The following is a 24,573-nucleotide window of genomic DNA, read 5'->3' on the forward strand; positions in this document are numbered from 1 at the left end:
GCGCGGGCACCCCCGAGCGCCCCTGACAGGGTTCCGTCATGGTCCGAACGGGCGATACGGCGCTGTCCGGTGGGCATCCTGATGTTGCGGAGGGGCAGGGACGGCTTCGGGAGCACCGGGCCGCCTTTCCCACCCCTCCCCATCCATTCGGTTTTCCCCGCAGCGCCCGGGACGGGCCCGGAAGCGCGCTCGGAGTGTTCGAGGAGTGAGGACGATGACGGCGATGACGACGCACGCGAACACGAACGGCACGGCCCCCGCCCCCGCCCATGGCATCGCCGATCCCGGCGCGTACGGCTGGGGGGTCTTCCACGAACGGCACCCCGTCCTCGTCCGGCGGCTGTGCGAGGGCAATCCGTACGGGCCGGAGCAGCGGGCCCGTCTCGACGCCCTGCTGGACGAGTCCCGCACGGGCAGGGTCCGGCCGCCGGCGCCGGAGACGGCCGCGGCCGCCCCTTGGGCGGCCCGGGACCGGCGCCGCTTCGGCCGGCCGTGGAGCGAGGCACCGTTCCTGTGGGCGGAGAGCTACTTCTACCTACGCCTGCTGGAGTGTGTCGACCACTTCTCCCCCGGCCCCTGGCAGGGTGTCGATCCATTCGCGCCCATGAAGAGCGCCGAACTGGCGGATCCCGGGCTGGAGTCCGATACCGCCTGGCTGGACGGGCTCGCCGGCGCGCCGCCCGACGAGGTGTTCCGCGCCCTGGTCCTGGCCTCCCTCTACGGCAACCGCGCCGACCTCGGGTTCCGGCTGGTCCAGGCCGTCACCGACCCCGCGGAAGGCGACTCCGCGAACGGCGATCGCTCGGACGGGGATCCCGCGGGCGGTCCGGGAGCCTCCGGCGTCCCCTTGCTCGCGGACGACATCGAGGCGCTGTGGAAGCACGTCAGCCGCCGCCCGCCCGGCGACGTCCACGTGATCCTCGACAACGCGGGCCGGGAGCTCCTCGCCGATCTGCTCCTCGTGGACCATCTGCTGGCGACCGGACGCGCGACGTCCGTGGTGCTGCACGTCAAACCGCGGCCCTACTACGTCTCCGACGCCACAGCCTCGGACGTCCGGGACTGTCTGATGCGCATGGCCGGCTTCGGGAACGAGGCGGGCCGGGCGGCCCGGCGCCTCCGGGAGGCCGCCGCCACCGGCCGGCTCCGGCAGGCCACCCACGACTTCTTCTGCTCGCCCCTCGAATTCGCCGGCATGCCCGCCGATCTCCGCGCCGGCCTCACCTCCGCCGGCCTGTGCGTGTACAAGGGCGACCTCAACTACCGGCGCCTGGTGGGCGACCGCGCCTGGCCGGCGGACCGCCCGTTCGCCGACGCCGTGGCCGGCGTGCCCGGTTCGCTCGTCGCGCTCCGCACCCTGAAGTCCGAGGTGGCGGTGGGCCTCCCGAGGGAGACCGCGGACCGGCTGGACGCCGCACGGCCGACCTGGCGCACGGACGGTTCGCAGGCCCTCGTCCAGACGCGGCTGCGGCCGTGAACGGGGCGGGCGGAGGGCGTCGGCGGCCGTGGGGACGGGAGCCTCGCGGCCGGCACGACCGACGGAACCGGCGGGGCCGGTGGCGCCCGCGAGATCGGTGGAAACGATGGCGCGGCCTGTGGTGCCCGCGCCGGTGCCGGGGGCCCGGCGGTCCGCTACTCCCCGCCGCACCCGCACGACCGCCGGACGACCAGCGCCGAGGGGAACTGCTTCAGCCGCTCCCGCCGCGTGCCCGCGAACCGCAGGCCGTCGTCCAGCACCAGGTCGACGGCCGAGCGGGCCATCGCCTGCCGGTCGGAGGCCACGGTGGTCAGCGGCGGGTCGGTGAGCGCCGCCTCCTTGACGTCGTCGAAGCCGGCGACGGCCAGCTCGCCGGGGACGTCGATGCGCAGCTCCCGGGCCGCGCGCAGCACGCCGATGGCCTGGTCGTCGGTGGCGCAGACGACTGCGGGCGGGCGGTCCGGGCCGGCGAGCAGGTCCAGGGCCACCTTGTAGGCGTCGTAGCGGTTGTAGGGGGCGTGGAAGAGCCGGCCCTCGGTGGACCGGCCGGCCTCGCGCATCGCCCGGCGCCAGCCCTCGACGTGGTCGGTGACCGGGTCGCCGACGGCCGGGGTGTGCTCGGTGCCGCCGAGGCAGGCGACGTAGGGGTGGCCGTGCTCCAGGAGGTGCCGGGTGGCGAGCTGGGCGCCGCCGATGTCGTCCGTCACCACGGCCACGTCGTCGATCGCGTCAGGGCGGCGGTGCATGAGCACCACGCGGGCGTCCCACGCGTCGATCTCTATGGCGGCGTGCTCGCTCGGGCCCTGGCTGATCAGGATGAGGCCGGAGACCCGCATGCCCAGGAAGGCCCGCAGGTAGTGCACTTCGCGTTCGTCGAGGTAGTCGGAGTTTCCGACGAGGACCATCTTGCCGCGCTCTGCCGCGGCCTGTTCGACCGCGTGCGCCATCTCCGCGAAGAAGGGCTGGCGGGCGTCCGGGACGATCAGGCCTATGAGGTCCGTCCGGCGGGAGGCCATCGCCTGGGCCACCCGGTCCGGCCGGTAGCCGAGCTCCTTGATCGCGGCCAGCACCCGCTCCCGCGTCGCCGGTGCCACCGGGCGCGGTCCATTGTTGATGACGTAGCTGACCACCGCGGTGGATGTCCCCGCCAGTCTCGCCACATCGTCCCGCGTCACCTTGGCCACGCGCGGCAGTCTACGCGGGTCCACCTACCGTTTGGCCGGTCGCGGACTCTTTGTTCGGCCGGGGGCCGGCGCCTCCGCGGCGGGGGTCCGCGCCGGCGGCTCCGCCACCCGTTCGGCCGCCGGAGCGGAAGCGTCCGCCTTCTCGCTCTTGTCCGGTTTCTCCGGCAGCACGAACCGGTAACCGACGTTCCGGACGGTCCCGATCAGCGACTCGTGCTCGGGCCCGAGCTTGGCACGCAGCCGCCGCACATGGACGTCCACGGTCCGGGTGCCGCCGAAATAGTCGTAGCCCCACACCTCCTGGAGGAGCTGCGCCCTGGTGAAGACCCGGCCCGGGTGCTGGGCCAGGTACTTCAGCAGCTCGAACTCCTTGAAGGTGAGGTCCAGCACCCGCCCCTTGAGCTTGGCGCTGTACGTCGCCTCGTCCACGGACAGGTCGCCGGTGCGGATCTCCATGGGGCTGTCGTCCGTCGAGATCTGCTGCCGGCCCATCGCCAGCCGCAGCCGGGCCTCCACCTCGGCGGGACCGGCGGTGTCGAGGAGGACGTCGTCCACTCCCCAGTCGGCGGTGACGGCGGCCAGGCCGCCCTCGGTGACGACGAGGAGCAGCGGGCAGCCGGGGCCGGTGGAGCGCAGCAGCTGGCAGAGGCTGCGGATGTGCGGGAGGTCCCGCCGGCCGTCGATCAGTATGACGTCGGCTCCGGGCACGTCCACCAGTGCGGGGCCCTCGGCGGGGGCGACGCGGACGCTGTGCAGCAGCAGCCCGAGCGCGGGCAGCACCTCGGCGGAGGGCTGGAGGGCATTGGTCAGCAGCAGGAGGGAGCTCATCGACGGTCACCCGCCCCGTTGTCCGTCCTCTCCCCCGGCCTGGCGTCGGTCCTGCCGTTCCTGTCGTGCGCGCTTCGCTCGCCCATGGCGTCGGTTCCTCCTCGGTCCCTGCGACGGGGGTACCACCCAGGCGTGGTGCTGGGGGAGTGTTCGGGTGCGCGCCCGGAAGCACGCGTGCGCCCGGTCGTCCGCGGGGCGCGCACGTCCGAATGCACAAAAGGACCCGGGGGCGACTCTGCCCGGATCCTCTCTGCGCAGCAGAATAGCCCACATGACTTTCCCGGGCGCCGACGACTTTGCCCGACCTTGTGTTTCGTCGATCACTTCGGGTGGTCATCGCATCGTCCTCTTGACAGCCGACGGAGTGCGGGTGGAGGCCGCCCACCAGCCCGGACCGCCGCCGTCCGGGAAGGGCCCGCGGCCCCCGGCCGTCGTGCTCGCGCACGGCTTCACAGGAGCCCTCGACCGGCCCGCGCTGCGCCGGGCGGCCGGGGTGTTCGCCCAGTACACCGGCGTGATCACGTTCTCGTTCCGGGGACACGGCCGTTCGGGTGGGCACTCCACCGTCGGCGACCGGGAGGTGCTGGACCTGGCCGCCGCCGTCGGCTGGGCCCGGCGGCTGGGGTACGAGCGGGTGGCGACGGTCGGCTTCTCGATGGGCGGGTCCGTGGCGCTGCGCCACGGTGGCCTGTACCTCCCGGAGACCGGCCGAGAGCACGCGGGGCGCACGGGGGCACACGCCGACATGGTGGTGTCGGTGAGCGCACCCGCCCGCTGGTTCTACCGGGGGACGGCCCCGATGCGGCGGCTGCACTGGGCGGTGACCCGGCCGGCCGGGCGGGCGGTGGCCCGGTGGGCGCTGCGGACGCGGGTGCACTCCGGCGAGTGGGATCCGGTGCCGGTGCCGCCGGTGGCGGCTGTGCCGTCGATCGCGCCTCGGCGCGTGCTGATCGTGCACGGGGATCGGGATCCGTATTTCCCGCTCGATCACCCGCGGGCGCTGGCGGCGGCCGGGGAGCCGTCGAGCACGGAGCTGTGGATCGAACCGGGGTTCGGCCATGCGGAGGCGGCTGCGCCGGACGCGTTGATGCGGCGAATCGCCCGGTGGGTGGTCGAGGGGCGGGTGCCCCGGCCCCACCCCTTCACCGGTTCCTGGGGGTAAACCCCCCAGGGCCCGAAAGCGGCTCCGCCGCTTGTCCTCGAACGCCGGACGGGCTGAAATGTGTGCCCGGGCACGGTATCCAGCCCGTCCGGCGTTCGAGGACGCGTGCCGCGGGCGCCCTTGGGGGTGCGGGGGCGCAGCCCCCGCAAGAAACTGGGGGCACCTCCCAGCGGTAGCTGGGGGAGAAAGGGCGGGGCCGGGGCCCTTACGCCTCCTCCGCCACCGGCTGGGCGAACTGTGCCGCGTACAGCCGCGCGTACGCGCCGTCCGCCGCCAGCAGCGACTCGTGATCGCCCTGTTCCACGATCCGTCCGGACTCCATCACGAGGATCACGTCCGCGTCCCGGATCGTGGACAGCCGGTGGGCGATCACGAAGCTGGTGCGGCCGGAGCGCAGTTCGGCCATGGCCTGCTGGATGAGCACCTCGGTGCGGGTGTCCACCGAGCTGGTGGCCTCGTCCAGGATGAGGATCTCGGGCTCGGCGAGGAACGCCCGCGCGATGGTGATCAGCTGCTTCTCGCCGACGCTGACGTTGCCGCCCTCCTCGTCGATCACCGTGTCGTAGCCGTCGGGCAGCGTCCGGACGAAGCGGTCGACGTGGGTGGCCTTGGCCGCCTCGACGATCCGCTCGGTCGAGGCCCCGTCGGCGCCGTAGGCGATGTTGTCCGCGATGGTGCCGCCGAACAGCCAGGTGTCCTGGAGGACCATGCCGATGTGGGAGCGCAGCTCCTCGCGGGAGAGGGTCGCGACGTCGGTGCCGTCGAGGGTGATCCGGCCGCCGTTCACCTCGTAGAACCGCATCAGCAGATTGACCAGGGTGGTCTTGCCGGCGCCCGTGGGGCCGACGATGGCGACGGTCTGGCCGGGCCGGACGGTGAGGGAGAGGTCCTCGATGAGCGGCTTGTCGGCGTCGTAGCGGAAGGAGACGTTCTCGAACGCGACCTCGCCGCGGACCCGGCCGAGCTTCCGCTCGTCGTCGTCCGGGGACTGCTCCTCGGCGTCGAGGAGCTCGAAGACGCGCTCGGCGGAGGCGACGCCGGACTGGACGAGGTTGGCCATGGAGGCGACCTGCATCAGCGGCTGGCTGAACTGGCGCGAGTACTGGACGAACGCCTGGACGTCGCCGATCGACAGCGAGCCGCTCGCCACCCGCAGTCCGCCGACGACGGCGACGAGCACGTAGTTGAGGTTGCCGATGAACATCATCGCGGGCTGGATGACGCCGGATATGAACTGCGCCTTGAAGCTGGCCCGGTAGAGCTCCTCGTTCTCCTTGCGGAAGACCGCTGCGGACTCCTCCTGCCGGCCGAAGACCTTCACCAGCGAGTGGGCCGTGTACATCTCCTCGACATGGGCGCTGAGCCGGCCGGTCGACGCCCACTGGGACACGAACTGCGGCTGTGCGCGCTTGCCGACGGCCGTGGCGACGTACACCGAGACGGGGACGGTGATCAGCGCGACGACGGCCAGCAGCCAGGAGATCCAGAACATCACCGCGAGCACGCCGACCATGGTCAGTACCGAGGCCATCATCTGGCTCAGGGTCTGCTGGAAGGTCTGGGCGATGTTGTCGATGTCGTTGGTGGCGCGGGAGAGGATCTCGCCGCGCTGGTGCTTGTCGAAGTAGCTCAGCGGCAGCCGCCCCAGCTTCTCCTCGACGTCCTGGCGCAGCCGGAAGACGGTGCGCTGGATGGCGGCGGTGACGACCCGCGCCTGGAGGAACCCGAAGAAGGACGCGGCGACGTAGATCAGCAGCACCCACAGCAGCACCGTGCCGACGGCGCCGAAGTCGATGCCCTGGCCGGGCGTGAAGTCGACGCCGGACAGGACGTCCGCGATGTTGCCGTGACCGCTGTGGCGCAGCCCCTCGAGGGCCTGGGTCTTGGTGGTGCCCGCCTGCATCTGCTGTCCGACGACACCGGCGAAGATGAGGTCGGTGGCGTGGCCGAGGACCTTGGGGCCGGTCACCGACATGGCGACGCTGGCCACCGCGAGCAGCAGCACGGCCCACAGCATGTGCTTCTCGGGGCCCATGCGGGCGAACAGGCGCCGGCCGGAGCCCTTGAAGTCGGCGGATTTCTCGGTCGGCTGGCCGCCCATGAAGCGGGCTATGCCGGAAGCGGGCGCGGGCCCCCGACGGGCCGGAGCGGCCTTCCCGGGCTGTTCACCGGGTTGCTTCCCCGGCCGCTTCCCGGGCTGCCCGCCCGGCCGCTGCCGCCCGGACGGCTCCGCCGGTCCGGCGGCGGACGCCGGTCCGGAGCCCTCGGTGACCGGCGGTTCGGGCCGCTCGGGCCCCGTCGACCGCTGGGACTTCGCCGGCGTGCTCACGCGGCCTCCTCCTCGGTGAGCTGGGACAGCACGATCTCCCGGTAGGTCTCGTTGGAGGCCATCAGCTCGGTGTGGGTTCCGGTGCCGACGACGCGGCCCTCGTCCAGGACGACGATCCGGTCGGCGTCGCGGATGGTGGAGACGCGCTGGGCCACGACGAGGACGGTGGCGTCCCCGGTCTCCCGGGACAGCGCCGCCCGCAGCCGGGCGTCGGTGGCGTAGTCGAGCGCGGAGAAGGAGTCGTCGAACAGGTAGATCTCGGGTCTGCGCACCAGGGTGCGGGCGATGGCCAGGCGCTGGCGCTGGCCGCCGGAGACGTTGGAGCCGCCCTGGGCGATGGGGGCCTCCAGCCCCTCCTCCAGGGCCTCGACGAACTCCCGGGCCTGGGCGGTCTCCAGCGCCGCCCACAGCTCCTCGTCCGTCGCGTCGGGGCGCCCGTAGCGGAGGTTGGAGGCGATCGTGCCGGAGAAGAGGTAGGGCTTCTGCGGGACGAGTCCCACCGTGCGGGCGATGAGGGCGGGATCGGCCTCGCGCACGTCCACGCCGCCGATCAGGACCTCGCCCTCGGTGGCGTCGAAGAGCCGGGGGACCAGCCCGAGCAGCGTGGACTTGCCGCTGCCGGTGGAGCCGATGACGGCGGTGACCTCGCCGGGGCGCGCGACCAGGGAGACGTTCCGGAGGACGGGCTCCTCGGCGCCGGGGTAGCGGAAGCCGACGCCGCGCAGTTCGAGGTGGCCGTGCCCGCGCAGCTCGGTGACCGGCGCGGCCGCCGGCACCACGCTGGAGTCGGTGCCGAGGACCTCGTGGATCCGCTCGGCGCAGACCTCGGCGCGCGGCACCATCATGAACATGAAGGTGGCCATCATGACCGCCATCAGGATCTGCATCAGGTAGCTGAGGAACGCGGTGAGGGCGCCGATCTCCATGTCGCCGCCGTCGATGCGGTGCCCGCCGAACCACAGCACCGCGACCGAGGCCGCGTTCACGATCAGCATCACGGCCGGGAACATGACGGCCGCCAGCCGGCCGGAGCGCATCGAGACGTCCATCAGCGCGGTGTTGGCCGCGTGGAAGCGCTCGCGCTCGTGCTTGTCCCGGACGAACGCGCGGATGACGCGGATGCCGGCGATCTGCTCGCGGAGGACGCGGTTGACGGTGTCGACCCGCTCCTGCACGTCCTTGAACATCGGGCGCAGCCGCCGGACGGTCAGCGAGATGACGACGCCGAGCACGGGCACGATGGCCAGCAGCAGGCCGGAGAGCGGCACGTCCTGCTTGAGGGCCATCACGATGCCGCCGAAGCACATGATGGGCGCGCCCACCATCAGCGTGAACGACATCAGGACCAGCATCTGGACCTGCTGGACGTCGTTGGTGGTCCGCGTGATCAGGGAGGGCGCCCCGAACCTGCCCACCTCGCGGGACGAGAAGGACTGCACCCGGTCGAAGACCTCCTCCCGCAGGTCCCGCCCGACCCCCATGGCGATGCGCGCGCCGACGTAGACCGCGCCGAGCGAGCACACGAGCTGGACGAGGGCCACCGCCGCCATCACCCCGCCGGTGCTGAGGATGTAGCCGGTATCGCCCTTCACCACGCCCTTGTCGATGATGTCGGCGTTGAGCGTCGGCAGATAGAGCGTCGCGAGGGTTTGGACGAGCTGAAGGAGCACCACCAGCGCCAAGGGGCGGGAGTAGCGCTTCATTCGGGCTCGGAGTAGGCGTACCAGCACACGAGAAGCCTATGCGAACGCCGTTCGTCCGATCTCCCGGTTTTCGCCGGGGGTTTCACCCCTTATTCCCCGCCGTCACTGGGGAATCCGCCCCGATTCCCTCCGGGTTCTCCCGGGATTCCGTCCGGATTTCGCGGCCGGGGGCCGGGGGCGGCCCGGTACCCGTCATCATGGAGGCGGAAGAAGCGGCGACGACGCAGCCGATTGCACAGGGAACCGAGACGCGAAAGCGGGGTGGCCGTGGCGACCGCAGAAACGGCACGACCGGGGCCGCCGGGCCGGACGGCGCCGACGGGCACGATCCGGTACTGGGCCGCGGCGAAGGCCGCCGCCGGCACGGCCGAGGAGCCCTACGCGGCACCGACGCTCGCCGACGCGCTGGCCGCCGCCCGGGAGCGGCACGCGGAGCACCCGGAGTTCGCGCGGGTCCTCGCGCGCTGCTCCTTCCTCGTGGACGGCGACCCGGTCGGCACCCGCGCGCACACCACGGTCCAGCTGGCCGAGGGCGGCACGGTCGAAGTGCTCCCGCCCTTCGCAGGAGGGTGACACCGGCACGATGAGGGCACGATGAGCGACCAGTACCACGACCCGTACCAGCCGCGGGACCCGTACGCCGGGTACGGCGAGTACGACGGAAACGGCCACCAGGGCGGTGCCGCGCACCAGAACGGCGCGCACCAGAACGGGCATCAGCACGGGCACCAGCACGGCGGTCACCAGGGCGGCACCGGCCACGACGGCTACGCCGCCTACGACCCGCGGGCCGGCGACGGCACGGCGGGCGGCGGCGCGTACGGCTACGCGTACCCCCCTCAGCAGCCGCAGCAGCAGGCGCCGCAGCAGCCGCATCACCATGCCCAGGGACAGGCCCACCAGCAGCAGCACCCGCAGGCGCAGCAGCAGACCGGGGCCGCCTGGCCCACGGCCGGCGGGCAGCAGGGCTGGGCGCCCGCCGACGACCAGCCGACGCAGACGTGGCAGGCCCAGACCTGGGAGACGCAGACCTGGCAGCAGCAGCTGCCGGTGGCCGAGCCGTCGTACGGGTCCCAGCCCTCCGTCCCCTCCCCCGCGCAGACGCCCGCGCAGGCCCCCGCCTGGGCCGGTGCCGCCGGGCCGGAAGCCGACGCCGCGGACTGGCCGCGGCACCGGCGGACCGCGCCGGCCGCCGCGTTCGGGACGGACCCCGGCGGCCGGCCGGGGGCGGTGCCCGCGCCGGTGCCGGCCGTCGTCGAGGAGCCGGAGCGGCCGATGACGGCCGCGGAGAAGGCCAAGGCGGAAGGCCGGCCGCAGATCCTGTCGCCCGGCCTGCGGCCCGCGCTGCTGACCGCCGTCCTGGCCGCGCTGGTGGCGCTCGCCGCGCCCCTGGGCCAGGCGGCGCTGGCCGTCCCGGTCGTGCTGCTGCAGGCGGTGACCGCGGCGGGCTGGTTCCGGCTCAACGGGATGTGGCCGGCACGCCAGGGCATCGCGCTGGCGTTCCTGGGCGGGCTGGTCGCCGACGCCGGGCTGCTGGCCGTCAAGGCCGAGCGGGCCCCCACGGTGGTCCTCGGCACGCTCGGCGTCTGGCTGCTGCTGGTGGTCATGCTCCAGCTGCGCAGCCACGCCTCGCCGGACGAGCGGCTGTACGGGCTGACGACGGCCGGCGGTTCGACCGTCCTCGCGGTCCTCGCGGCCGGCCACCTGGCCGCGGACAAGGACGCGGTGGTGGTCGGCGGCATCGCGGTGGCCGTGACGGTCCTGGCCCGGGCGCTGCCCCTGCCGTCGATGGCCTCCCCGGTCGTCGCGCTGCTCGCGGCGGCGGGCGCGGGCGTGCTCGGCGGGCAGCTCACGCACACCGGGGGCTCGGCGGCCCTGCTGGGCCTGGCGGCCGGCGTCTGCGCCCTGGCCGGTCTGCGGGTGGCGAGCTACGACTACCCGTCGCGCTTCGTGCACATGACCGCGGGCGTCGCCCTGCCGCTGGCGCTCGCCGCCCCGGCGGTCTACGTCGTGGGCCGGGCGCTGTTCTGACAGACCCCAAAGGGTTCGACGGGCCGTGTAACCCGTCACGTGGGCCGTCCCCGAAGAACCGGGGGCGGCCCTCCGCCGTCTCCATGGTCGTCAGGACCACCGGTGCCCGACCACCGGCTGGGTAGGCTCGCCGGAACGGCAAGCCCGAACCGACCCTGGGGGAACGTCACCCGATGCGCGCCATACGCACCCTGCTGATCCTCTTCGTGATCCTGGGCGGCCTCTTCGTCGCCGCCGACCGTGTGGCGGTCTGGTACGTGGAGGACGAGGCGGCGGGCAAGATACAGAGCAGCCAGAACATGTCGGGCAAGCCCGACGTCTCCATCAAGGGCTTCCCGTTCCTGACCCAGGTGGCGGACTCCAAGCTGGACGAGGTCGAGGTCTCGCTCGACGGCGGCGTCACGGCCGGCACGGGCGACAAGTCGATCCGGGTCAGCGACTTCGACGCGACCCTGCACGGCGTCCGCGTCGACAGCAGCTTCACCTCCGCCGTCGCCGACCGGGCCACCGGCACGGCCCACATCTCGTACGAGGACCTCAGCCGCATCGCCGGGCAGGGCATCACCGTCGGCTACGGCGGCAAGGACGCGTCCGGCACCAGCCGGGTCAAGGTGACGGGCAGCATCCCGCTGCCGATGGGTGTGGTGAAGCGGAGCGTGGTCTCCACGGTGAGCCTGGTGGGCGATACGCGGGTGCGGGTGCACGCGGAGAAGGTGCCCGCTGATCTGCCGGGGCTGGAGGGGCTGATCCGCTCGAAGACGGATTTCGAGCGGGAGATCACCGGGTTGCCCCGGGGGATCAAGCTGGAGAAGCTCGAGACGAACGAGAAGGGTGTGGAGATCACGCTCGGTGGGACGGGTGTCCGCTTGGCGGGATGAGCCCCAGTCCCTCCCCATCGCCGTTTCCTGGGGGCTGCGCCCCCAGACCCCCTTTTTCGCGGCTTCGCCGCTCGTCCTCAAACGCCGGACGGGCTAAATGGCGAGACGAACCGTCTCATATGTCGACACACCGGTGACACCCCTCCCCCACCCTCCCTACGATCGCACCATGAGGCGACAGGCGGATCTCACCAAGCGGCGGGCAGTCGACCTGTGCCGTGTGGCCGCCATGCTGTGTCGTCGTGCCTGACGGGGCTCCGCCCCCTCTTCGGCCGGCCGCTCCGGCCCCCCTCCCGCATCACCGCCATGTGCCGGCGCCCGGCGCGCCGTTGGCGTACCTCAGCAACTGCCCCGGAGGAGAACAGCATGAGCCGCAATGACGTCCTGGTGGATGCCGACTGGGTCCAGGCCCGCATCGACGCAGGCGACGCCAAGACCGTCATCGTCGAGGTCGACGAGGACACCTCGGCCTACGACAAGAACCACATCAAGTCCGCCATCCGGATCGACTGGCGGACGGACCTCCAGGACCCCGTCCGCCGCGACTTCGTGGACCAGGCGGGCTTCGAGGAGCTGCTGTCCGCGAAGGGCATCGCCAACGACGACACGGTCGTCCTCTACGGCGGCAACAACAACTGGTTCGCCGCCTACGCCTACTGGTACTTCAAGCTCTACGGCCACCGGGACGTCCGCCTCCTCGACGGCGGCCGCAAGAAGTGGGAGCTGGACTCGCGCGACCTGGTCGCCGAGGTCCCGCGGCGGCCCCGCACGGAGTACAAGGCCAAGCCGCAGGACGCCTCGATCCGCGCGTTCCGGGACGACGTGCTGGCCGCGATCGGCAGCCTGAACCTGGTGGACGTCCGGTCCCCCGACGAGTTCAGCGGCAAGCTGCTCGCCCCCGCCCACCTCCCGCAGGAGCAGTCGCAGCGCCCGGGCCACGTCCCGTCGGCGCGCAACGTCCCCTGGTCCAAGGCGGCCAACGACGACGGCACGTTCAAGTCGGACGACGAACTCCGGGCCGTCTACGAGGGCGCGGGCGTGGACCTGTCGAAGGACACCATCGCGTACTGCCGGATCGGCGAGCGGTCGGCGCACACCTGGTTCGTCCTGCACGAGCTGCTCGGGCAGTCCAACGTCCGCAACTACGACGGCTCGTGGACCGAGTACGGCTCCCTCGTCGGCGTGCCGATCGAGCTCGGCGCCAACTGATCCGTCCGACGACAGCACGAACGAGGAGAGGTACGCAGCATGTGTGGAGCCAAGGCCGGCGGCCCCGACGCCTCGACGGCCAAGCCGGGCGAGACGACCATCCAGGGTTCCGTGACCCGTGACGGGGTGCCCGTCGCCGGTTACGTGCGTCTGCTGGACAGCGAGGGCGAGTTCACCGCGGAGGTCCCCACCTCGGCGACCGGGCAGTTCCGCTTCTACGCGGCCGAAGGCACCTGGACGGTCCGCGCGCTCGTCCCGGGCGCGACCGCCGACCGTACGGTCGTCGCGCGGCCCGGCGGGCTGGCGGAGGTGGCCATCGCCGTCTGAGCGAGCCGCATAAAGCACGGCGCCTCGCGCGCCGGACGGCCGGAGGGCCGCACCTCGGGGTTGGGACGACCTGATGGCGGGGTGCGGCCCTCCGGCACGCTCTCGGACGGGCCGCGCGCGCTGTACGGCGACCGGGCCCCGCCGTACCGTTGAAGCATGTACGCGCGGCGGCGCCACCTGTACTTCGCCATGATGGGCACGTGCGTCGGGATGTTCGTCCTGGCCTGGGCCGTCGTACGGCTGTGGTCCGTGCCCGCCGCCATCGGCATGTGCCTGTTCGCGATGGTCATCCCCCCGGTGGCGGCCATCGTGGCCAACCGCCGGGGTCCCGACGACCGCTGGTGGGACGAGGAGACGGGCGACCCCGAGTCCGACCGCTGGTGGAACGAGCTGGACGACCGGCGCGGCCGCGACGACCAGCGGGATGGTCAGTGACGGCTCAGCGCGACGGCCAGTGACGGCTCAGTAGACCAGCGCCTGCACGCCGTCCGCCATGGCCTCGCCGACGAACACCTGGGCCCCCGCGATGCGCGCGCCCTCGATCAGGTCCTTCTCCTCGATGTCCCGCCGCGCCGCGCACTGCGTGCAGACGGTGATCATGCCGCCGCCCGCCCGGATGCCGTCGATCAGCTCCGGCAGCGGCGCCGCGTGCGGCAGTTCGAACTCCGCCGCCCGGCCCGGCAGGGCGAACCAGGACGACTCCCCGGTCAGCCACAGCGAGACCTCGACGCCACTCGCGACGGCGACGGCCGCCACCGTGAACGCCTGCGAGCACCGCTCGGGCGCGTCCGCGCCCGCCGTCACCTTGATCACGAGCTTCTTCCGCATGGGATCACTCTAGGCCGGGCGCCCGTTCCCGGGGGGCCTGTGCGGCCCGTACCACCTCGCACCGCCGATCCGGAGCGGGCCGACTAGACTCGTCGCAGGTCCGTAACCCCTCACTCCGACCGAGGAGCGCGCTCGTGCTTGAGGCATTCTTCACCACCCTGCTGGTTCTGGTCGCCGTCGGCGTTCTCGCGTTCGCCGGGCTGACCTGGAAGAAGCTGTACCAGGGCCAGCGCTGAGCCTCCCCGACCACCCCCCCTACAGATCGTCTGAGCTGAGCCCATGATCGAGATTCCGTCCGACCTCCACCGGGACCTGGTGCCCCTCGTCTTCCTCCTCGGCAAGTGGGAGGGGGCGGGCGTCGCCGACTTCCCGGGCTCCGAGAAGTGCAACTTCGGGCAGGAAGTCACCTTCACCCACGACGGCCGGGACTTCCTGGAGTACGTCTCGCACAGCTGGGTGCTCGACGCCGAGGGGAACAAGGTCCGTCCGCTGGAGACCGAGAGCGGCTACTGGCGGATCGACAAGGACCGCAAGGTCGAGGTCGTCATGATCCGCGACCAGGGCGTCGTCGAGGTCTGGTACGGCGAGCTCGCCGACAAGAAGCCGCAGATCGACATCGTCACGGACGCGGTCGCACGGACCGCCGCGTCCGGCCCGTACTCCGGCGGCAAGCGCCTCTACGGGTACGTCAAGGGCGACCTGATGTGGGTCGGCGAGAAGGCCACCCCCGAGGTGCCGCTGCGGCCGTACATGTCCGCGCAGCTGAAGAAGACCGCCGACGTGGCCGCTCTGGAGGAGTGGGCGCGGAACCTGCCGGACGACCTGCCGGACGGCGTCTCCTTCTTCCGCCCGGACGGCACCCCCTACAACCCCGAGCAGCCGTAAGCCCCAGGCTCTCGTACGAAGCGCCCCGCGGGGGAAGTCCGGTCGAAGTCCGGCGCTGACCCGCAACGGTAGGCAGAACACCCGTTCTGCGAGCCCGATCACCCGCGGCGGTGTCAGCTCCTGACAACTTGCCGTGGACTGCGAGGGGAGGCCCCCCGCGGCGCGGCGGGGCTCCTCCGGGCACGTCTCGCCCGGGCCCACGGCCCGAGCCGAAGGCGTCCCCCTTGGCGACCACCGCACACGCCCCGCCCGGTCCCGGCACCACCGCACCGGCGCGGCGGATCCCGCTGCCACCCCTGCTCGCCGGGCTGACCGTGACCCTGCTCGGCTCCCTGCTCTGCTGCGTCGCCCTCGGCTCCTCCGGCATCGGCTGGGGCCGGGTGCTGCACTACCTGGGCGCGGGGCTGACCGGCGGCAGGATCGGGGCGGACGAGGTCTCCGCCTACACCATCGTCTGGGAGCTGCGCTTCCCGCGCGCCCTGCTGGCGGCCGTGGTCGGCGCCGGGCTCGCCGCCGTCGGCGTGGCCACCCAGGCGCTGGTCCGCAACGCCCTCGCCGACCCGTTCGTGCTCGGCATCTCCTCCGGCGCCGCCGTCGGCGCCAACGCGGTGCTCCTCTTCGGCGTGCTCGGCTCGCTGGGCGTCTGGGCGCTGTCCAGCGCCGCGTTCCTCTCCGCGCTCGCCTCCATGGCCCTGGTCTACGCGGCGGCCCGCGGCACCGGGCACGGGCTGACCCCGCTGCGGCTGGTGCTGGTCGGGACGGCCATGTACTACGGCTTCTCCGCGATCACCACCCTGATGGTCTTCAGCGCGGACCGCGGGGACGCCGCCCGCTCGGCCATGATGTGGCTGCTCGGCAGCCTGGGCGGGGCGAGCTGGCAGTCCGTGCCGATCGCCGCCGGCGCCGTGCTGCTGGGCCTGGGCTACCTGCTGTGGTCGGCGCGCGGCCTGAACGTGCTGGCCATGGGCGACGAGACGTCGTCCGCGCTCGGCGTCGACCCCGAGCGGCGGCGCCGGGTGCTGTTCGTCGTGGTCGCGGCCGTCACCGGTGCCGTGGTGGCCGTCAGCGGCGCCATCGGCTTCGTCGGGCTGATGGTCCCGCACGCCACCCGGATGCTGGTCGGCGCCGACCACCGCCGGGTCCTCGCGGTCGCGCCGCTGCTGGGCGCTGTGCTGCTGGTGTGGGTGGACGTCGTCTCGCGGCTGCTGCTCGCGCCCGTCGAACTGCCGGTCGGCGTGATCACGGCACTGATCGGCGTGCCCTGCTTCATCCTGCTGATGCGCCGGCGCGGCTACACCTTCGGAGGGGCCTGATGCGGGTCGACATCGAGGACCTGTCGGTCGAGGTGGCCGGCGCCCGGCTGGTCCGGGACGTGGAACTGCGGGCCGAGAGCGGGCAGTTCGTCGGCGTCGTCGGACCCAACGGCAGCGGGAAGTCGACGCTGCTGCGGTGCGTCTACCGCGCGCTGCGGCCGACGCACGGCCGGGTGCTGCTGGACGGCGACGACCTGCACGGGCTCACCGCCCGCGAGGGCGCCCGGCGGCTGGCGGCGCTGCCGCAGGAGTCGGGCGGCGAGTTCGACTTCACGGTCGCCGAGGTCGTCGCGATGGGCCGGCTGCCGCACCAGCGGGCGGCCGGCCGCACCTCCCGCGAGGACACCGACGCCTGCGCGGCGGCCCTGGAGCGGGTCGGCGCCGGGCACCTCACGGACCGCGGCTTCCTCACCCTCTCCGGCGGCGAGAAGCAGCGCGTCCTGATCGCGCGCGCCCTGGCGCAGCGGCCGAAGGTGCTGGTCCTGGACGAGCCGACCAACCACCTCGACATCAGCCAGCAGCTCGAAGTCCTCGCGCTCGTACGGGACTCCGGGCTCACCGTGCTCGCCGCGCTGCACGACCTCAACCTCGCCACGACCCACTGCGACGTCCTGTACGTCGTCCACGGCGGACGGCTCGTCGCCTCCGGGCCGCCGGACGAGGTGCTGACGTCCGGGCTGCTGGCCGACGTCTTCGGCGTCCGGGCGCACCGGGTGCCCCACCCGGTGTCCGGCGTCCAGCAACTCCTCTTCGACCGCCTCCCCCGGTGATCCCCTTCCTCAGGAGCCCCGCCATGCGAGCCATGCGAACCGCCCGCGTCCTCGTCTGCCTGACCGCAGCCCTCGCCCTGGCGGGCTGCGGCGCGCAGGTGGACGAGGATCCGAAGGCCGAGGACGCGAAGAAGCCCTCCGCGTCCGGCCATTACCCCGTCACCATCGAGAACTGCGGCGTGAAGACGGTGTACGACAAGGCACCGCGCCGGGTGGTGACCAACGACGTGGGCATCGCCGAGATCATGTTCGCCCTCGGCCTGGAGGACCACATGGCCGGCTACGTGGCGCCGGACTACAAGACGAGCCGCAAGGACGACCTCCCCTGGAAGGACGGCTACGACAAGGTCAAGCGGCTGTCCACCAAGCAGATCAACAAGGAGATGGTCCTCGACGCCAGGGCCGACCTCGTCTTCGCCGGCTGGAACTACGGCTTCGGCGAGGGCGACGGCTTCACGCCCGCCGCGCTGAAGAAGCTGGGCATCGGCTCGTACGTGCTCACCGAGTCCTGCCGCAGCGGCAGCGGCAAGGAGCGGGGCGTGATGCCGCCGCTGGAGGCGCTGTACACCGATCTCACCACCCTGGGGAAGATCTTCGACGTCGAGGACCGGGCGGCGAGGCTCGTCGCCGGGTTCAAGAAGAAGGTCGCGGACGCGCAGGCCGCGATCCCGGCGGACGGCAAGCGGCCCAAGGTCTTCCTCTACGACGACGGCCGCGACAAGCCGGTGACCGCGGGCGCCTACGCGGGCCCGCACGACATCATCACCAAGGCCGGCGGCGACCATGTGATGAGCGACCTGAAGGACACCTGGACCACCGTCGGCTGGGAGACGGTGGTCGACCGGCGGCCCGACGTCATCGTCATCAACAACTACGGCGACGTCACCGCCGAGGAGAAGCGGAAGTTCCTGCTCTCCTACCCGCCGCTGGCCGACGTCCCGGCCGTGAAGAACAAGCGGATCTTCGTCCTCGACTATGTGGACCTCGTGGAGAGCCCGCGCAACCCGGACGCCGTCGCGGCCCTGGCCGGCTATCTCAAGGGGGTCAGGGAAGGCTGACCCCGCCTAGACTGGAGGCGTGGTGGACACCGACTGGCAGAGCGATCTCCGCAGGCGCGGTTACCGGCTGACGCCCCAGCGCCAGCTCGTCCTGGAAGCGGTGGACCGGCTGGAGCACGCGACGCCGGACGACATCCTCACCGAGGTCCGCAAGACGGCCGGCGGCATCAACATCTCCACCGTCTACCGGACGCTGGAGCTCCTGGAGGAGCTCGGCCTGGTCAGCCACGCCCACCTCGGCCACGGCGCCCCCACGTACCACCTCGCGGACCGGCACGACCACATACACCTGGTCTGCCGGGACTGCACCGGGGTGATCGAGGCGGGTCTGTCGGTGGCCGCCGACTTCACCGAGCGGCTGCGCGCGGAGTTCGGCTTCGAGACGGACATGAAGCACTTCGCGATCTTCGGCCGGTGCGGGTCCTGTGCCTCGGGGAAGACCCCGGCCGGCTCGTAAGGCGGACCGTACGGGGCATCGGCCCGCGCCCGCGCGAGTCGTAGGCTGGGCGCATGCTGCGTCAATCCAAGAGCCCTCTGCTGTCGCTGCCCGGCGCCGTCCCCGCCGAGGGCCCGGACGAAGGCGTCGCCGCGCACTACGGCGACCCGTTCCGCGAGCAGCGCGCGCTCGCCGACGGGTCCGGCTTCGTCGACCTCTCCCACCGGGGCGTGGTCGCCGTCTCCGGCGACGACCGGCTGAGCTGGCTGCACCTGCTGCTCACCCAGCACGTCAGCGAGCTGCCGCCCGGGCAGGCCACCGAGGCACTGATCCTGACCGCCAACGGCCACATCGAACACGCCCTCTCCCTCGTCGACGACGGCACGACCGTCTGGGCCCACGTGGAACCCGGCACCCAGGAAGCGCTGCTCGCCTATCTGGAGAGCATGAAGTTCTTCTACCGGGTGGAGGTCGCCGACCGCACCGACGAGATCGCCGTCGTCCACCTCCCCGCCGGCTCCATCACCGAGGCCCCCGACGGCGTCGTCGTCCGCGAGACGCCGCACGGGCGCGACCTGTTCCTGCCGCGCGAGCGGCTGGAGTCCTTCGCGGCGGAACACGGTCCCGCCGCCGGCACCCTCGCCCTGGAGGCCCTCCGCGTCGAGGCCCACCGGCCGCGGCTCGGGCTGGAGACGGACCACCGGACGATCCCGCACGAGCTCGGGCTCATCGGCACGGCCGTCCACCTGCAGAAGGGCTGCTACCGGGGGCAGGAGACGGTGGCGCGGGTGCAGAACCTGGGGAAGCCGCCGCGGCGGCTGGTCTTCCTGCACCTGGACGGGAGCGACGTGCGGCTGCCTTCCCATGGGGAGCCGGTCCGCCTGGCCGCGGATGGGGCCGGGGGGCGGCAGCTCGGGTTTGTGACCACGGCCGTCCGGCACTACGAGTTGGGGCCGATCGCGCTTGCCTTGGTGAAGCGGAACGTACCCGTGGACGCGGCGTTGGTCGTGGGCGAGGGGACGGCGGCGGCGCAGGAGGTCGTGGTCGAGCCGTAGGGTGCCCCGGTCCCGCCCTTTCACCGTTTCTTGCGGGGGCTGCACCCCCGCACCCCCCAAACCGCGCTCCGCGCGGTTGTCCTCAATCGCCGGACGGGCTGGATATGGCGCCCGGGCGCACGATTCAGCCCGTCCGGCGTTTGAGGACGAGCGGCGAAGCCGCGAAAAGGGGGTCTGGGGCGCAGCCCCAGGAATCGGAGAAGTGGGGGTCCCCCCTCTGGGGGAGGGACCGGGGCACCTTCCCCCTCACACCTCCAGCAGCACCGTGAACGGCCCGTCGTTCGTCAACGACACCTTCATGTCGGCCCCGAACACCCCCGTCTCCACCGACGCCCCCAACTCCCGCAGCCGAGCCACCACCTCATCGACCAAAGGCTCGGCCACGCGGCCCGGAGCAGCCGCGTTCCAGGTGGGCCGCCGCCCCTTCCGCGCGTCACCGTAAAGCGTGAACTGGGAGATCACGAGCAGCGGCGCGCCCACGTCGGAACAGGACTTCTCGTCGGCGAGGATCCGGACGGACCACAGCTTGCGGGCCAGCTGCGCCGCCTTCTCGGGGGTGTCGTCGTGGGTCACCCCGACCAGCACGCACAGCCCCTCGCCCACGATCTCGCCGACCGTCCGGCCGTCGACGACGACGGACGCCCCGTTCACCCTCTGCACCACGGCTCGCATGCCGTCCATGATGCCGTGTGCCCGTTCAGGGCCGTTCGGGTGGAGACGGCCTGCGGCCGGGCGGGGCGCAGTGGCACGATGCGTGCAGGCGGTGCGATATGCGGGCACAGCGTTCCGTACGCACCCGGCGCGAGGGGACGGAGCCGCATGACCACACCGATCGAGGACCACCTCAAGACACCCGAGAAGACGCCTGAGAAGACACTCGAAGCGCTCAGGGCGAAGGCATCGGAAGCCGGGGACGCCGTGGACAGTCTGCACGCGAGGCCGCCGAGCCAGCGGTCGGGGCGGCTCGCGGACGTTCCCGTGCGGCAGCTCGGGGAGCTGCGGCTGGCGGAGCTGCGGGCGGTGCGCAAGGAGGCCCGGCGGGAGGAGGCGGACCTCAGTTACGTCCGGCGGCTGCTCCAGGGCCGTATCGACATCCTGCGGGCCGAGCTGGAGCGCCGGACGGCGCCGGGCAGCCCGTCGTCCGACCGCCGGCTGCTGGTGGACCGGCTGACGGAGATCCTCACGGACGATCCGTCCGCCCACCGCTCCTCGGCCCGCCATGTGACGCTGGGGACGCCGCACGGCGAGGAGTACCGGCGGCTGGCCGAGGACACGCTGGGCGAGGTCGGCCTGTCGGACCTGGCCGCCCGGACGGACGCCGAGCTGCGGGCGGGGCTGGCCCGGCTCGCGGCCTACGAGCGGCACGTCTCCGAGCGGCGCCGGCAGCTCCAGCGGACGGCGGACGATTGCGGTGCGGAGATCGCGCGCAGGTACCGTGAAGGAGAAGCGCAAGTAGACGACCTGCTCCCGTGACACCCGGGGGCGGTCCCCGCCCCCGGAAGGCCCGGCCCATGAGCACCTCCACCCCTTCCCGGCCCGCGATATCCGCGCCGGACGACGACGCGATACGCCCGGTCCTCGCCGAGGTCGTCCGGTCCGGCTTCGTCGAGGGCCGGCACCGCGGCTCGCTGGTGCTGCTGGGGGCGGACGGGAGTGTGGAGCTGGCGCTCGGCGACCCCTCCGCGCCCGTCTTCCCGCGCTCCGCCAACAAGCCGATGCAGGCCGCGGCCGTCCTCCGGGCCGGTCTGGAGCTCTCCGGGGAGCGGCTGGCCCTCGCGGCGGCGAGCCATTCGGGCGAAACGTTCCACCTGGAGCTGGTCCGCACCATGCTGGACGAGTTCGGGCTCACCGAGGGCGACCTCCAGACCCCGCCCGACCTGCCGCTGGACCCCGCCGAGGCGGAGGCGTACCTGGCCGCGGGCCGGGTGCGGGACCGGGTCACCATGAACTGCTCCGGCAAGCACGCCGCCATGATCGCCGCGTCCGCCGCCAACGGCTGGCCGGTGGACTCGTACCTGGACCCCGAGCACCCCCTCCAGCGGCTCGCCCTGGCCGCCGTCGAGGAGGCGAGCGGCGAGCGCGTCGCGCACGTCGGCACGGACGGCTGCGGGGCGCCCCTGATGGCCGTCTCCCTCACCGGTCTCGCCCGCGCCTTCCGCCACTTCGTGCTCGCGGAGCCCGGTTCGCCGGAGCGGCGGGTGGCGGACGCGATGCGCGCCCACCCGGAGTACGTGGCCGGCACCCGCCGTCCCGACACCTGGCTGATGCGCGAGGTGCCGGGGACGCTGTCGAAGATGGGCGCGGAGGCGGTCCAGGCGGTGGCGCTGCCGGACGGCCGGGCGCTGGCGTTCAAGATCGACGACGGTTCGCTGCGGGCCCTCGGCCCGGTGCTGGCCCGGGCGCTGGAGCTGGCGGGCGTCGAGGCGCCCGTCCTCGCCCGGATCGCCGACGCGCCGCTGCTGGGCGGCGGCGAGCGGGTCGGGGAGATCCGCGCGGCGTTCTGAGCGCCGGCGACGAGGCGACCGGGGCGCCCCCGAGGCCGGCGCGGCGCCCCCGAGGCCGGCGCGGTGCCGGGAGGCCGACGTGGCGTCCCGGGAAGCCCACGTGGCGCCCCGAAAATCAGGGGCGCTCCCCCAAGGCACCCACCTACCGTACGCCGTATGGCACTTGACATACGGACGATCGACGACAGCGACCTGACCTCCTGGGTCACCGCCATGCGCACGGGTTTCCTCACCTCCCCCACACCCGACAAGGAGGAGGTGGAGGTCCGCGCGGCGGGCATGGACCGCGCCCGCACCCAGGGCGTCTTCGACGACGGGCGCTGCGTCGGCACGTTCCGCAGCCATCCGCAGCGGCTGACGGTGCCCGGCGGCGCGCAGCCCGCCGTGAACGCCATCACCAACGTCACCGTCTCCCCCACGCACCGCAGGCGTGGCGCGCTCAGCCGGATGATGGCGCGCGACCTGGCCGCCGCCAAGGAGCGCGGGGACGCCGCCGCGACGCTGGTCGCCGCCGAGTACCCGATCTACGGGCGGTACGGCTTCGGTCCGGCCACCACCTCCGCCGCCTGGGAGGTGCACATCGCCCGCAGCGGGCTCGACCGGCGGTACGCGGGCCCGGAGTGCGGCGGGCGGGTGGACTTCGCGGACGGCGCCGCCGTCCGCGAGCACGGCCCCGGCCTGCACGAACGGCTGCGCGCCCAGCGCCACGGCGTGGTCGACCGCACCGAACGGTGGTGGCGGTTCGCCACCGGCGACCTGCCCCTTCCCACGGGCTGGAAGGAGCCGTTCCAGGTGCTGTACCGGTCCCCGGAGGGGCGCGTGGACGGCCTGCTCACCTACGGCGTCGAGGACCAGTGGACCGCCATGCAGCCGGAGAACAAGGCCGTCGTGCGCGACCTCATCGCCGTCTCCCCGGCCGCCGAACGCGCCCTGTGGCACTACCTGTTCGCCGTCGACTGGATCACCACCGTCACCACCCGCGACCGCGCGCCCGACGACATCCTGCCGCTGCTGCTGCCGGACCCGCGCGCCGCCCGGATCACCGGCCAGACGGACCTCCTCTGGCTGCGCCCGCTCGACGTGCCGGCGCTGCTGGAGGCGCGGACGTACGCCGCCGAGGGCTCCCTCGTCCTGGAGGTCACCGACCCGGACGGGTACGCCGCCGGGCGCTACCTGCTGGAGGCCGGGCCGGAGGGGGCCGTCTGCTCGTCCACCTCCCGGGACGCCGATCTCACGCTCGGGGCGGGCGCGTTGGGGTCCCTGTACCTCGGCGACGAGTCGGCCGTACGGCTGGCGGCCGCCGGATCCGTCACCGAGGAGCGGCCGGGGGCCGCCGCGCGGGCGGACCTGCTGCTGCGGACGCCGCGCCGGCCGTGGTGCCCCGACATCTTCTGACCGGTTCCGACCGGGGGACGGGTTCCGACCGGTTCCGACCGGGGGACGGGCCGACGGGCTCCCGGCTTGACCTCAAGTGAGCTTGAGGCTTCAAGCTCTTCCTCGTCGTCCCGTCGCCCCCGCAGTACCCACGACGCCGGGCCCACCCATCGTTCGCCGTCACCGTCCGGAGGAACCGCCATGCCGCACGCCCCCTACCGCCTCGCCGTGATCGTCGCCTCCACCCGCGACGGCCGCTTCGGCCCGACCGTCGCCGGCTGGTTCGGCACCCACCTCGCCGAGCGCGACGACATCGACGTGGACGTCGTCGACCTCGCCGGCCTCCCGCTCCCGGCCCGGCTCAGCCCCCAGCCGGACGCGGACGACGCGGCGCTGCTCGCCGCAGTGTCGCCGCGGCTGGAGCGGGCCGACGCGTTCGTCATCATCACTCCCGAGTACAACCACAGTTACCCGGCCTCGCTGAAGGCCCTGATCGACTGGCACGCGACCCCGTGGCGGGCCAAGCCGGTGGCGTTCGTCTCCTACGGCGGGCTGTCCGGCGGCCTGCGGGCGGTCGAGCACCTGCGGCCGGTCCTGGCGGAGCTGCACGCCGTCACCATCCGCGAGACCGTCAGCTTCCACAGCCCCTGGGGCGCCTTCGACGCCTCCGGCCGCCACCTCGACGAGGAGGCGGGGAACCGGGCCGCCGGCGCGGCCAAGGTGCTGCTCGACCAGCTCACCTGGTGGGCCGTCTCGCTCCGCGAGGCCCGGGAGGCCCGGCCGTACACCGTCTGAGCCGCGTCCGCGGCACCCGCCGGCCGGCGCGGGAGGCGGGGCGTTGCGGCACGATGGGGGCATGACCAAGCTGATGCCGTACCACTGTCCGATCGACGCCGCCATGCATGTGATCGAAGGCAAGTGGAAGGTGCTGATCCTCTGGGAACTCCGGGACGGCCCGCGCCGGTTCGGCGCCCTCCGCAGATCCCTGCCGGGCGTGAGCGAGAAGGTCCTCACACAGCAGCTCCGCGAGCTGGAGACGGACGGCATCGTGCACCGGCGGGTGCACGATGCCGTGCCCCCCAAGGTCGACTACTCGCTCACCGAGGACGGACACGGGCTGAACGCCGCCCTCGCCCCGCTGGGCGCCTGGGGCGCCCGCCGCATGCTGCCCCGGGACGCGCAGGCGGACTCGGCGGCCTGACCCCGGCCGGGCGTCGGCCGG

General features: G+C 73.0%; 26 protein-coding genes and 1 riboswitch. Of the genes, 20 read left to right on the top strand and 6 right to left on the bottom strand.

What is annotated here, in order from left to right:
- Positions 1 to 223 precede the first annotated feature (223 nt).
- The gene (locus tag ACH4PU_RS28270; protein ID WP_398277899.1) at positions 224 to 1,477 is read left to right on the top strand and encodes a damage-control phosphatase ARMT1 family protein; all 1,254 of its coding nucleotides are present in this window, start codon (positions 224 to 226) and stop codon (positions 1,475 to 1,477) included.
- Positions 1,478 to 1,632: 155 nt separating this feature from the next.
- Here the strand turns inward: ACH4PU_RS28270 and ACH4PU_RS28275 are convergent, their stop codons facing one another.
- Complete coding sequence (locus tag ACH4PU_RS28275) at positions 1,633 to 2,661, bottom strand: LacI family DNA-binding transcriptional regulator (RefSeq protein ID WP_398277902.1); 1,029 nt, start codon at positions 2,659 to 2,661, stop codon at positions 1,633 to 1,635.
- A gap of 24 nt (positions 2,662 to 2,685) precedes the next feature.
- Complete coding sequence (locus tag ACH4PU_RS28280) at positions 2,686 to 3,489, bottom strand: winged-helix domain-containing protein (RefSeq protein WP_398277905.1); 804 nt, start codon at positions 3,487 to 3,489, stop codon at positions 2,686 to 2,688.
- Between the two features lie 271 nt (positions 3,490 to 3,760).
- Between ACH4PU_RS28280 and ACH4PU_RS28285 the strand changes: the two genes are divergently transcribed.
- Positions 3,761 to 4,651 carry an alpha/beta hydrolase family protein gene (locus ACH4PU_RS28285; RefSeq protein ID WP_398277908.1) on the top strand — a complete coding sequence of 297 codons (891 nt, stop codon included), beginning with the start codon at positions 3,761 to 3,763 and terminating at the stop codon, positions 4,649 to 4,651.
- Between the two features lie 205 nt (positions 4,652 to 4,856).
- On the opposite strand, the gene ACH4PU_RS28290 is transcribed toward ACH4PU_RS28285, so the two are convergent.
- A complete protein-coding gene (locus ACH4PU_RS28290) occupies positions 4,857 to 6,752 on the bottom strand; it encodes an ABC transporter ATP-binding protein (protein WP_398278104.1) in 1,896 nt (631 codons plus the stop codon).
- A gap of 224 nt (positions 6,753 to 6,976) precedes the next feature.
- On the bottom strand, positions 6,977 to 8,710 hold the full coding sequence (locus tag ACH4PU_RS28295) for an ABC transporter ATP-binding protein (RefSeq protein ID WP_398277911.1): 1,734 nt from the start codon (positions 8,708 to 8,710) through the stop codon (positions 6,977 to 6,979).
- A 234-nt stretch (positions 8,711 to 8,944) separates the two neighbouring features.
- Here ACH4PU_RS28295 and ACH4PU_RS28300 point away from each other — a divergent pair, with 234 nt between their 5' ends.
- From ACH4PU_RS28300 to ACH4PU_RS28330, 7 genes are all read left to right on the top strand, one after another.
- Positions 8,945 to 9,256, top strand: coding sequence for a MoaD/ThiS family protein (locus tag ACH4PU_RS28300; protein ID WP_398277914.1), 312 nt, complete (start codon positions 8,945 to 8,947; stop codon positions 9,254 to 9,256).
- A 21-nt stretch (positions 9,257 to 9,277) separates the two neighbouring features.
- On the top strand, positions 9,278 to 10,714 hold the full coding sequence (locus tag ACH4PU_RS28305) for a hypothetical protein (RefSeq protein ID WP_398277917.1): 1,437 nt from the start codon (positions 9,278 to 9,280) through the stop codon (positions 10,712 to 10,714).
- 173 nt (positions 10,715 to 10,887) lie between these two features.
- Positions 10,888 to 11,592, top strand: a complete 705-nt coding sequence (locus ACH4PU_RS28310; RefSeq protein ID WP_185941583.1) for a DUF2993 domain-containing protein — start codon at positions 10,888 to 10,890, stop codon at positions 11,590 to 11,592.
- A gap of 169 nt (positions 11,593 to 11,761) precedes the next feature.
- On the top strand, positions 11,762 to 11,842 hold the full coding sequence (locus ACH4PU_RS28315) for a putative leader peptide (RefSeq protein ID WP_398278107.1): 81 nt from the start codon (positions 11,762 to 11,764) through the stop codon (positions 11,840 to 11,842).
- A 116-nt stretch (positions 11,843 to 11,958) separates the two neighbouring features.
- Complete coding sequence (locus ACH4PU_RS28320; protein WP_398277920.1) at positions 11,959 to 12,801, top strand: sulfurtransferase; 843 nt, start codon at positions 11,959 to 11,961, stop codon at positions 12,799 to 12,801.
- 39 nt (positions 12,802 to 12,840) lie between these two features.
- Positions 12,841 to 13,128, top strand: coding sequence for a DUF1416 domain-containing protein (locus ACH4PU_RS28325; RefSeq protein ID WP_398277923.1), 288 nt, complete (start codon positions 12,841 to 12,843; stop codon positions 13,126 to 13,128).
- Positions 13,129 to 13,284: 156 nt separating this feature from the next.
- On the top strand, positions 13,285 to 13,563 hold the full coding sequence (locus ACH4PU_RS28330) for a DUF3099 domain-containing protein (protein ID WP_004949158.1): 279 nt from the start codon (positions 13,285 to 13,287) through the stop codon (positions 13,561 to 13,563).
- Positions 13,564 to 13,590: 27 nt separating this feature from the next.
- Here the strand turns inward: ACH4PU_RS28330 and ACH4PU_RS28335 are convergent, their stop codons facing one another.
- Positions 13,591 to 13,956 (bottom strand): DsrE family protein, encoded by a 366-nt coding sequence (locus tag ACH4PU_RS28335; RefSeq protein ID WP_004949161.1) that lies wholly within the window; start codon positions 13,954 to 13,956, stop codon positions 13,591 to 13,593.
- A 279-nt stretch (positions 13,957 to 14,235) separates the two neighbouring features.
- Here ACH4PU_RS28335 and ACH4PU_RS28340 point away from each other — a divergent pair, with 279 nt between their 5' ends.
- The 6 genes from ACH4PU_RS28340 (at position 14,236) to ACH4PU_RS28365 (ending at position 19,473) form a co-directional block, all read left to right on the top strand.
- Complete coding sequence (locus tag ACH4PU_RS28340) at positions 14,236 to 14,841, top strand: FABP family protein (protein ID WP_185941587.1); 606 nt, start codon at positions 14,236 to 14,238, stop codon at positions 14,839 to 14,841.
- Positions 14,836 to 14,966, top strand: a riboswitch (cobalamin riboswitch). (Overlaps the previous gene by 6 nt.)
- Before the next feature lie 99 nt (positions 14,967 to 15,065).
- Entirely contained in the window at positions 15,066 to 16,154 is a 1,089-nt protein-coding gene (locus tag ACH4PU_RS28345) for a FecCD family ABC transporter permease (RefSeq protein ID WP_398277928.1), read from the top strand.
- Entirely contained in the window at positions 16,154 to 16,924 is a 771-nt protein-coding gene (locus ACH4PU_RS28350; RefSeq protein ID WP_398277931.1) for an ABC transporter ATP-binding protein, read from the top strand. The genes ACH4PU_RS28345 and ACH4PU_RS28350 overlap by 1 nt, the downstream gene beginning before the upstream one ends.
- Positions 16,925 to 16,956: 32 nt before the next feature.
- Positions 16,957 to 17,982 (top strand): ABC transporter substrate-binding protein, encoded by a 1,026-nt coding sequence (locus tag ACH4PU_RS28355; RefSeq protein ID WP_398278110.1) that lies wholly within the window; start codon positions 16,957 to 16,959, stop codon positions 17,980 to 17,982.
- Positions 17,983 to 18,001: 19 nt separating this feature from the next.
- Positions 18,002 to 18,439, top strand: coding sequence for a Fur family transcriptional regulator (locus ACH4PU_RS28360; RefSeq protein WP_398277934.1), 438 nt, complete (start codon positions 18,002 to 18,004; stop codon positions 18,437 to 18,439).
- Between the two features lie 53 nt (positions 18,440 to 18,492).
- Positions 18,493 to 19,473, top strand: a complete 981-nt coding sequence (locus tag ACH4PU_RS28365) for a YgfZ/GcvT domain-containing protein (protein ID WP_398277937.1) — start codon at positions 18,493 to 18,495, stop codon at positions 19,471 to 19,473.
- Positions 19,474 to 19,719: 246 nt separating this feature from the next.
- Here ACH4PU_RS28365 and dtd read toward each other — a convergent pair whose 3' ends face one another.
- Complete coding sequence (dtd, locus tag ACH4PU_RS28370) at positions 19,720 to 20,145, bottom strand: D-aminoacyl-tRNA deacylase (RefSeq protein WP_398277940.1); 426 nt, start codon at positions 20,143 to 20,145, stop codon at positions 19,720 to 19,722.
- A gap of 147 nt (positions 20,146 to 20,292) precedes the next feature.
- Here dtd and ACH4PU_RS28375 point away from each other — a divergent pair, with 147 nt between their 5' ends.
- The 5 genes from ACH4PU_RS28375 to ACH4PU_RS28395 all read left to right on the top strand — a co-directional run bounded on the left by ACH4PU_RS28375 (position 20,293) and on the right by ACH4PU_RS28395 (position 24,552).
- Positions 20,293 to 20,946, top strand: a complete 654-nt coding sequence (locus ACH4PU_RS28375) for an AmfC protein (protein ID WP_398277943.1) — start codon at positions 20,293 to 20,295, stop codon at positions 20,944 to 20,946.
- A 38-nt stretch (positions 20,947 to 20,984) separates the two neighbouring features.
- Positions 20,985 to 21,977 carry an asparaginase gene (locus tag ACH4PU_RS28380; RefSeq protein WP_398277946.1) on the top strand — a complete coding sequence of 331 codons (993 nt, stop codon included), beginning with the start codon at positions 20,985 to 20,987 and terminating at the stop codon, positions 21,975 to 21,977.
- Between the two features lie 156 nt (positions 21,978 to 22,133).
- On the top strand, positions 22,134 to 23,372 hold the full coding sequence (locus ACH4PU_RS28385; RefSeq protein ID WP_398277949.1) for a GNAT family N-acetyltransferase: 1,239 nt from the start codon (positions 22,134 to 22,136) through the stop codon (positions 23,370 to 23,372).
- A 180-nt stretch (positions 23,373 to 23,552) separates the two neighbouring features.
- Positions 23,553 to 24,146 (top strand): NADPH-dependent FMN reductase, encoded by a 594-nt coding sequence (locus tag ACH4PU_RS28390; protein WP_398277952.1) that lies wholly within the window; start codon positions 23,553 to 23,555, stop codon positions 24,144 to 24,146.
- Positions 24,147 to 24,207: 61 nt separating this feature from the next.
- Positions 24,208 to 24,552: a winged helix-turn-helix transcriptional regulator gene (locus ACH4PU_RS28395; protein WP_398277955.1), complete on the top strand. Its 345-nt coding sequence runs from the start codon at positions 24,208 to 24,210 to the stop codon at positions 24,550 to 24,552.
- Positions 24,553 to 24,573: the final 21 nt, after the last annotated feature.

The sequence above is a fragment of the Streptomyces sp. NPDC021100 genome (genome assembly GCF_044333095.1).
Lineage (GTDB): Bacteria > Actinomycetota > Actinomycetes > Streptomycetales > Streptomycetaceae > Streptomyces.

What these genes read in the sequence shown, in the direction of transcription:
- ACH4PU_RS28385 (WP_398277949.1), top strand. Translation starts at nt 22,134, where the DNA reads ATGGCACTTGACATACGGACGATCGACGACAGCGACCTGACCTCCTGG.
- ACH4PU_RS28270 (WP_398277899.1), top strand. Translation starts at nt 224, where the DNA reads ATGACGACGCACGCGAACACGAACGGCACGGCCCCCGCCCCCGCCCAT.
- ACH4PU_RS28365 (WP_398277937.1), top strand. Translation starts at nt 18,493, where the DNA reads ATGCTGCGTCAATCCAAGAGCCCTCTGCTGTCGCTGCCCGGCGCCGTC.
- ACH4PU_RS28285 (WP_398277908.1), top strand. Translation starts at nt 3,761, where the DNA reads ATGACTTTCCCGGGCGCCGACGACTTTGCCCGACCTTGTGTTTCGTCG.
- ACH4PU_RS28320 (WP_398277920.1), top strand. Translation starts at nt 11,959, where the DNA reads ATGAGCCGCAATGACGTCCTGGTGGATGCCGACTGGGTCCAGGCCCGC.
- ACH4PU_RS28330 (WP_004949158.1), top strand. Translation starts at nt 13,285, where the DNA reads ATGTACGCGCGGCGGCGCCACCTGTACTTCGCCATGATGGGCACGTGC.
- ACH4PU_RS28310 (WP_185941583.1), top strand. Translation starts at nt 10,888, where the DNA reads ATGCGCGCCATACGCACCCTGCTGATCCTCTTCGTGATCCTGGGCGGC.
- ACH4PU_RS28350 (WP_398277931.1), top strand. Translation starts at nt 16,154, where the DNA reads ATGCGGGTCGACATCGAGGACCTGTCGGTCGAGGTGGCCGGCGCCCGG.
- ACH4PU_RS28390 (WP_398277952.1), top strand. Translation starts at nt 23,553, where the DNA reads ATGCCGCACGCCCCCTACCGCCTCGCCGTGATCGTCGCCTCCACCCGC.
- dtd (WP_398277940.1), bottom strand. Translation starts at nt 20,145, where the DNA reads ATGCGAGCCGTGGTGCAGAGGGTGAACGGGGCGTCCGTCGTCGTCGAC.
- ACH4PU_RS28380 (WP_398277946.1), top strand. Translation starts at nt 20,985, where the DNA reads ATGAGCACCTCCACCCCTTCCCGGCCCGCGATATCCGCGCCGGACGAC.
- ACH4PU_RS28315 (WP_398278107.1), top strand. Translation starts at nt 11,762, where the DNA reads ATGAGGCGACAGGCGGATCTCACCAAGCGGCGGGCAGTCGACCTGTGC.
- ACH4PU_RS28335 (WP_004949161.1), bottom strand. Translation starts at nt 13,956, where the DNA reads ATGCGGAAGAAGCTCGTGATCAAGGTGACGGCGGGCGCGGACGCGCCC.
- ACH4PU_RS28290 (WP_398278104.1), bottom strand. Translation starts at nt 6,752, where the DNA reads ATGGGCGGCCAGCCGACCGAGAAATCCGCCGACTTCAAGGGCTCCGGC.
- ACH4PU_RS28355 (WP_398278110.1), top strand. Translation starts at nt 16,957, where the DNA reads ATGCGAACCGCCCGCGTCCTCGTCTGCCTGACCGCAGCCCTCGCCCTG.
- ACH4PU_RS28395 (WP_398277955.1), top strand. Translation starts at nt 24,208, where the DNA reads ATGACCAAGCTGATGCCGTACCACTGTCCGATCGACGCCGCCATGCAT.
- ACH4PU_RS28280 (WP_398277905.1), bottom strand. Translation starts at nt 3,489, where the DNA reads ATGAGCTCCCTCCTGCTGCTGACCAATGCCCTCCAGCCCTCCGCCGAG.
- ACH4PU_RS28375 (WP_398277943.1), top strand. Translation starts at nt 20,293, where the DNA reads ATGACCACACCGATCGAGGACCACCTCAAGACACCCGAGAAGACGCCT.
- ACH4PU_RS28325 (WP_398277923.1), top strand. Translation starts at nt 12,841, where the DNA reads ATGTGTGGAGCCAAGGCCGGCGGCCCCGACGCCTCGACGGCCAAGCCG.
- ACH4PU_RS28305 (WP_398277917.1), top strand. Translation starts at nt 9,278, where the DNA reads ATGAGCGACCAGTACCACGACCCGTACCAGCCGCGGGACCCGTACGCC.
- ACH4PU_RS28340 (WP_185941587.1), top strand. Translation starts at nt 14,236, where the DNA reads ATGATCGAGATTCCGTCCGACCTCCACCGGGACCTGGTGCCCCTCGTC.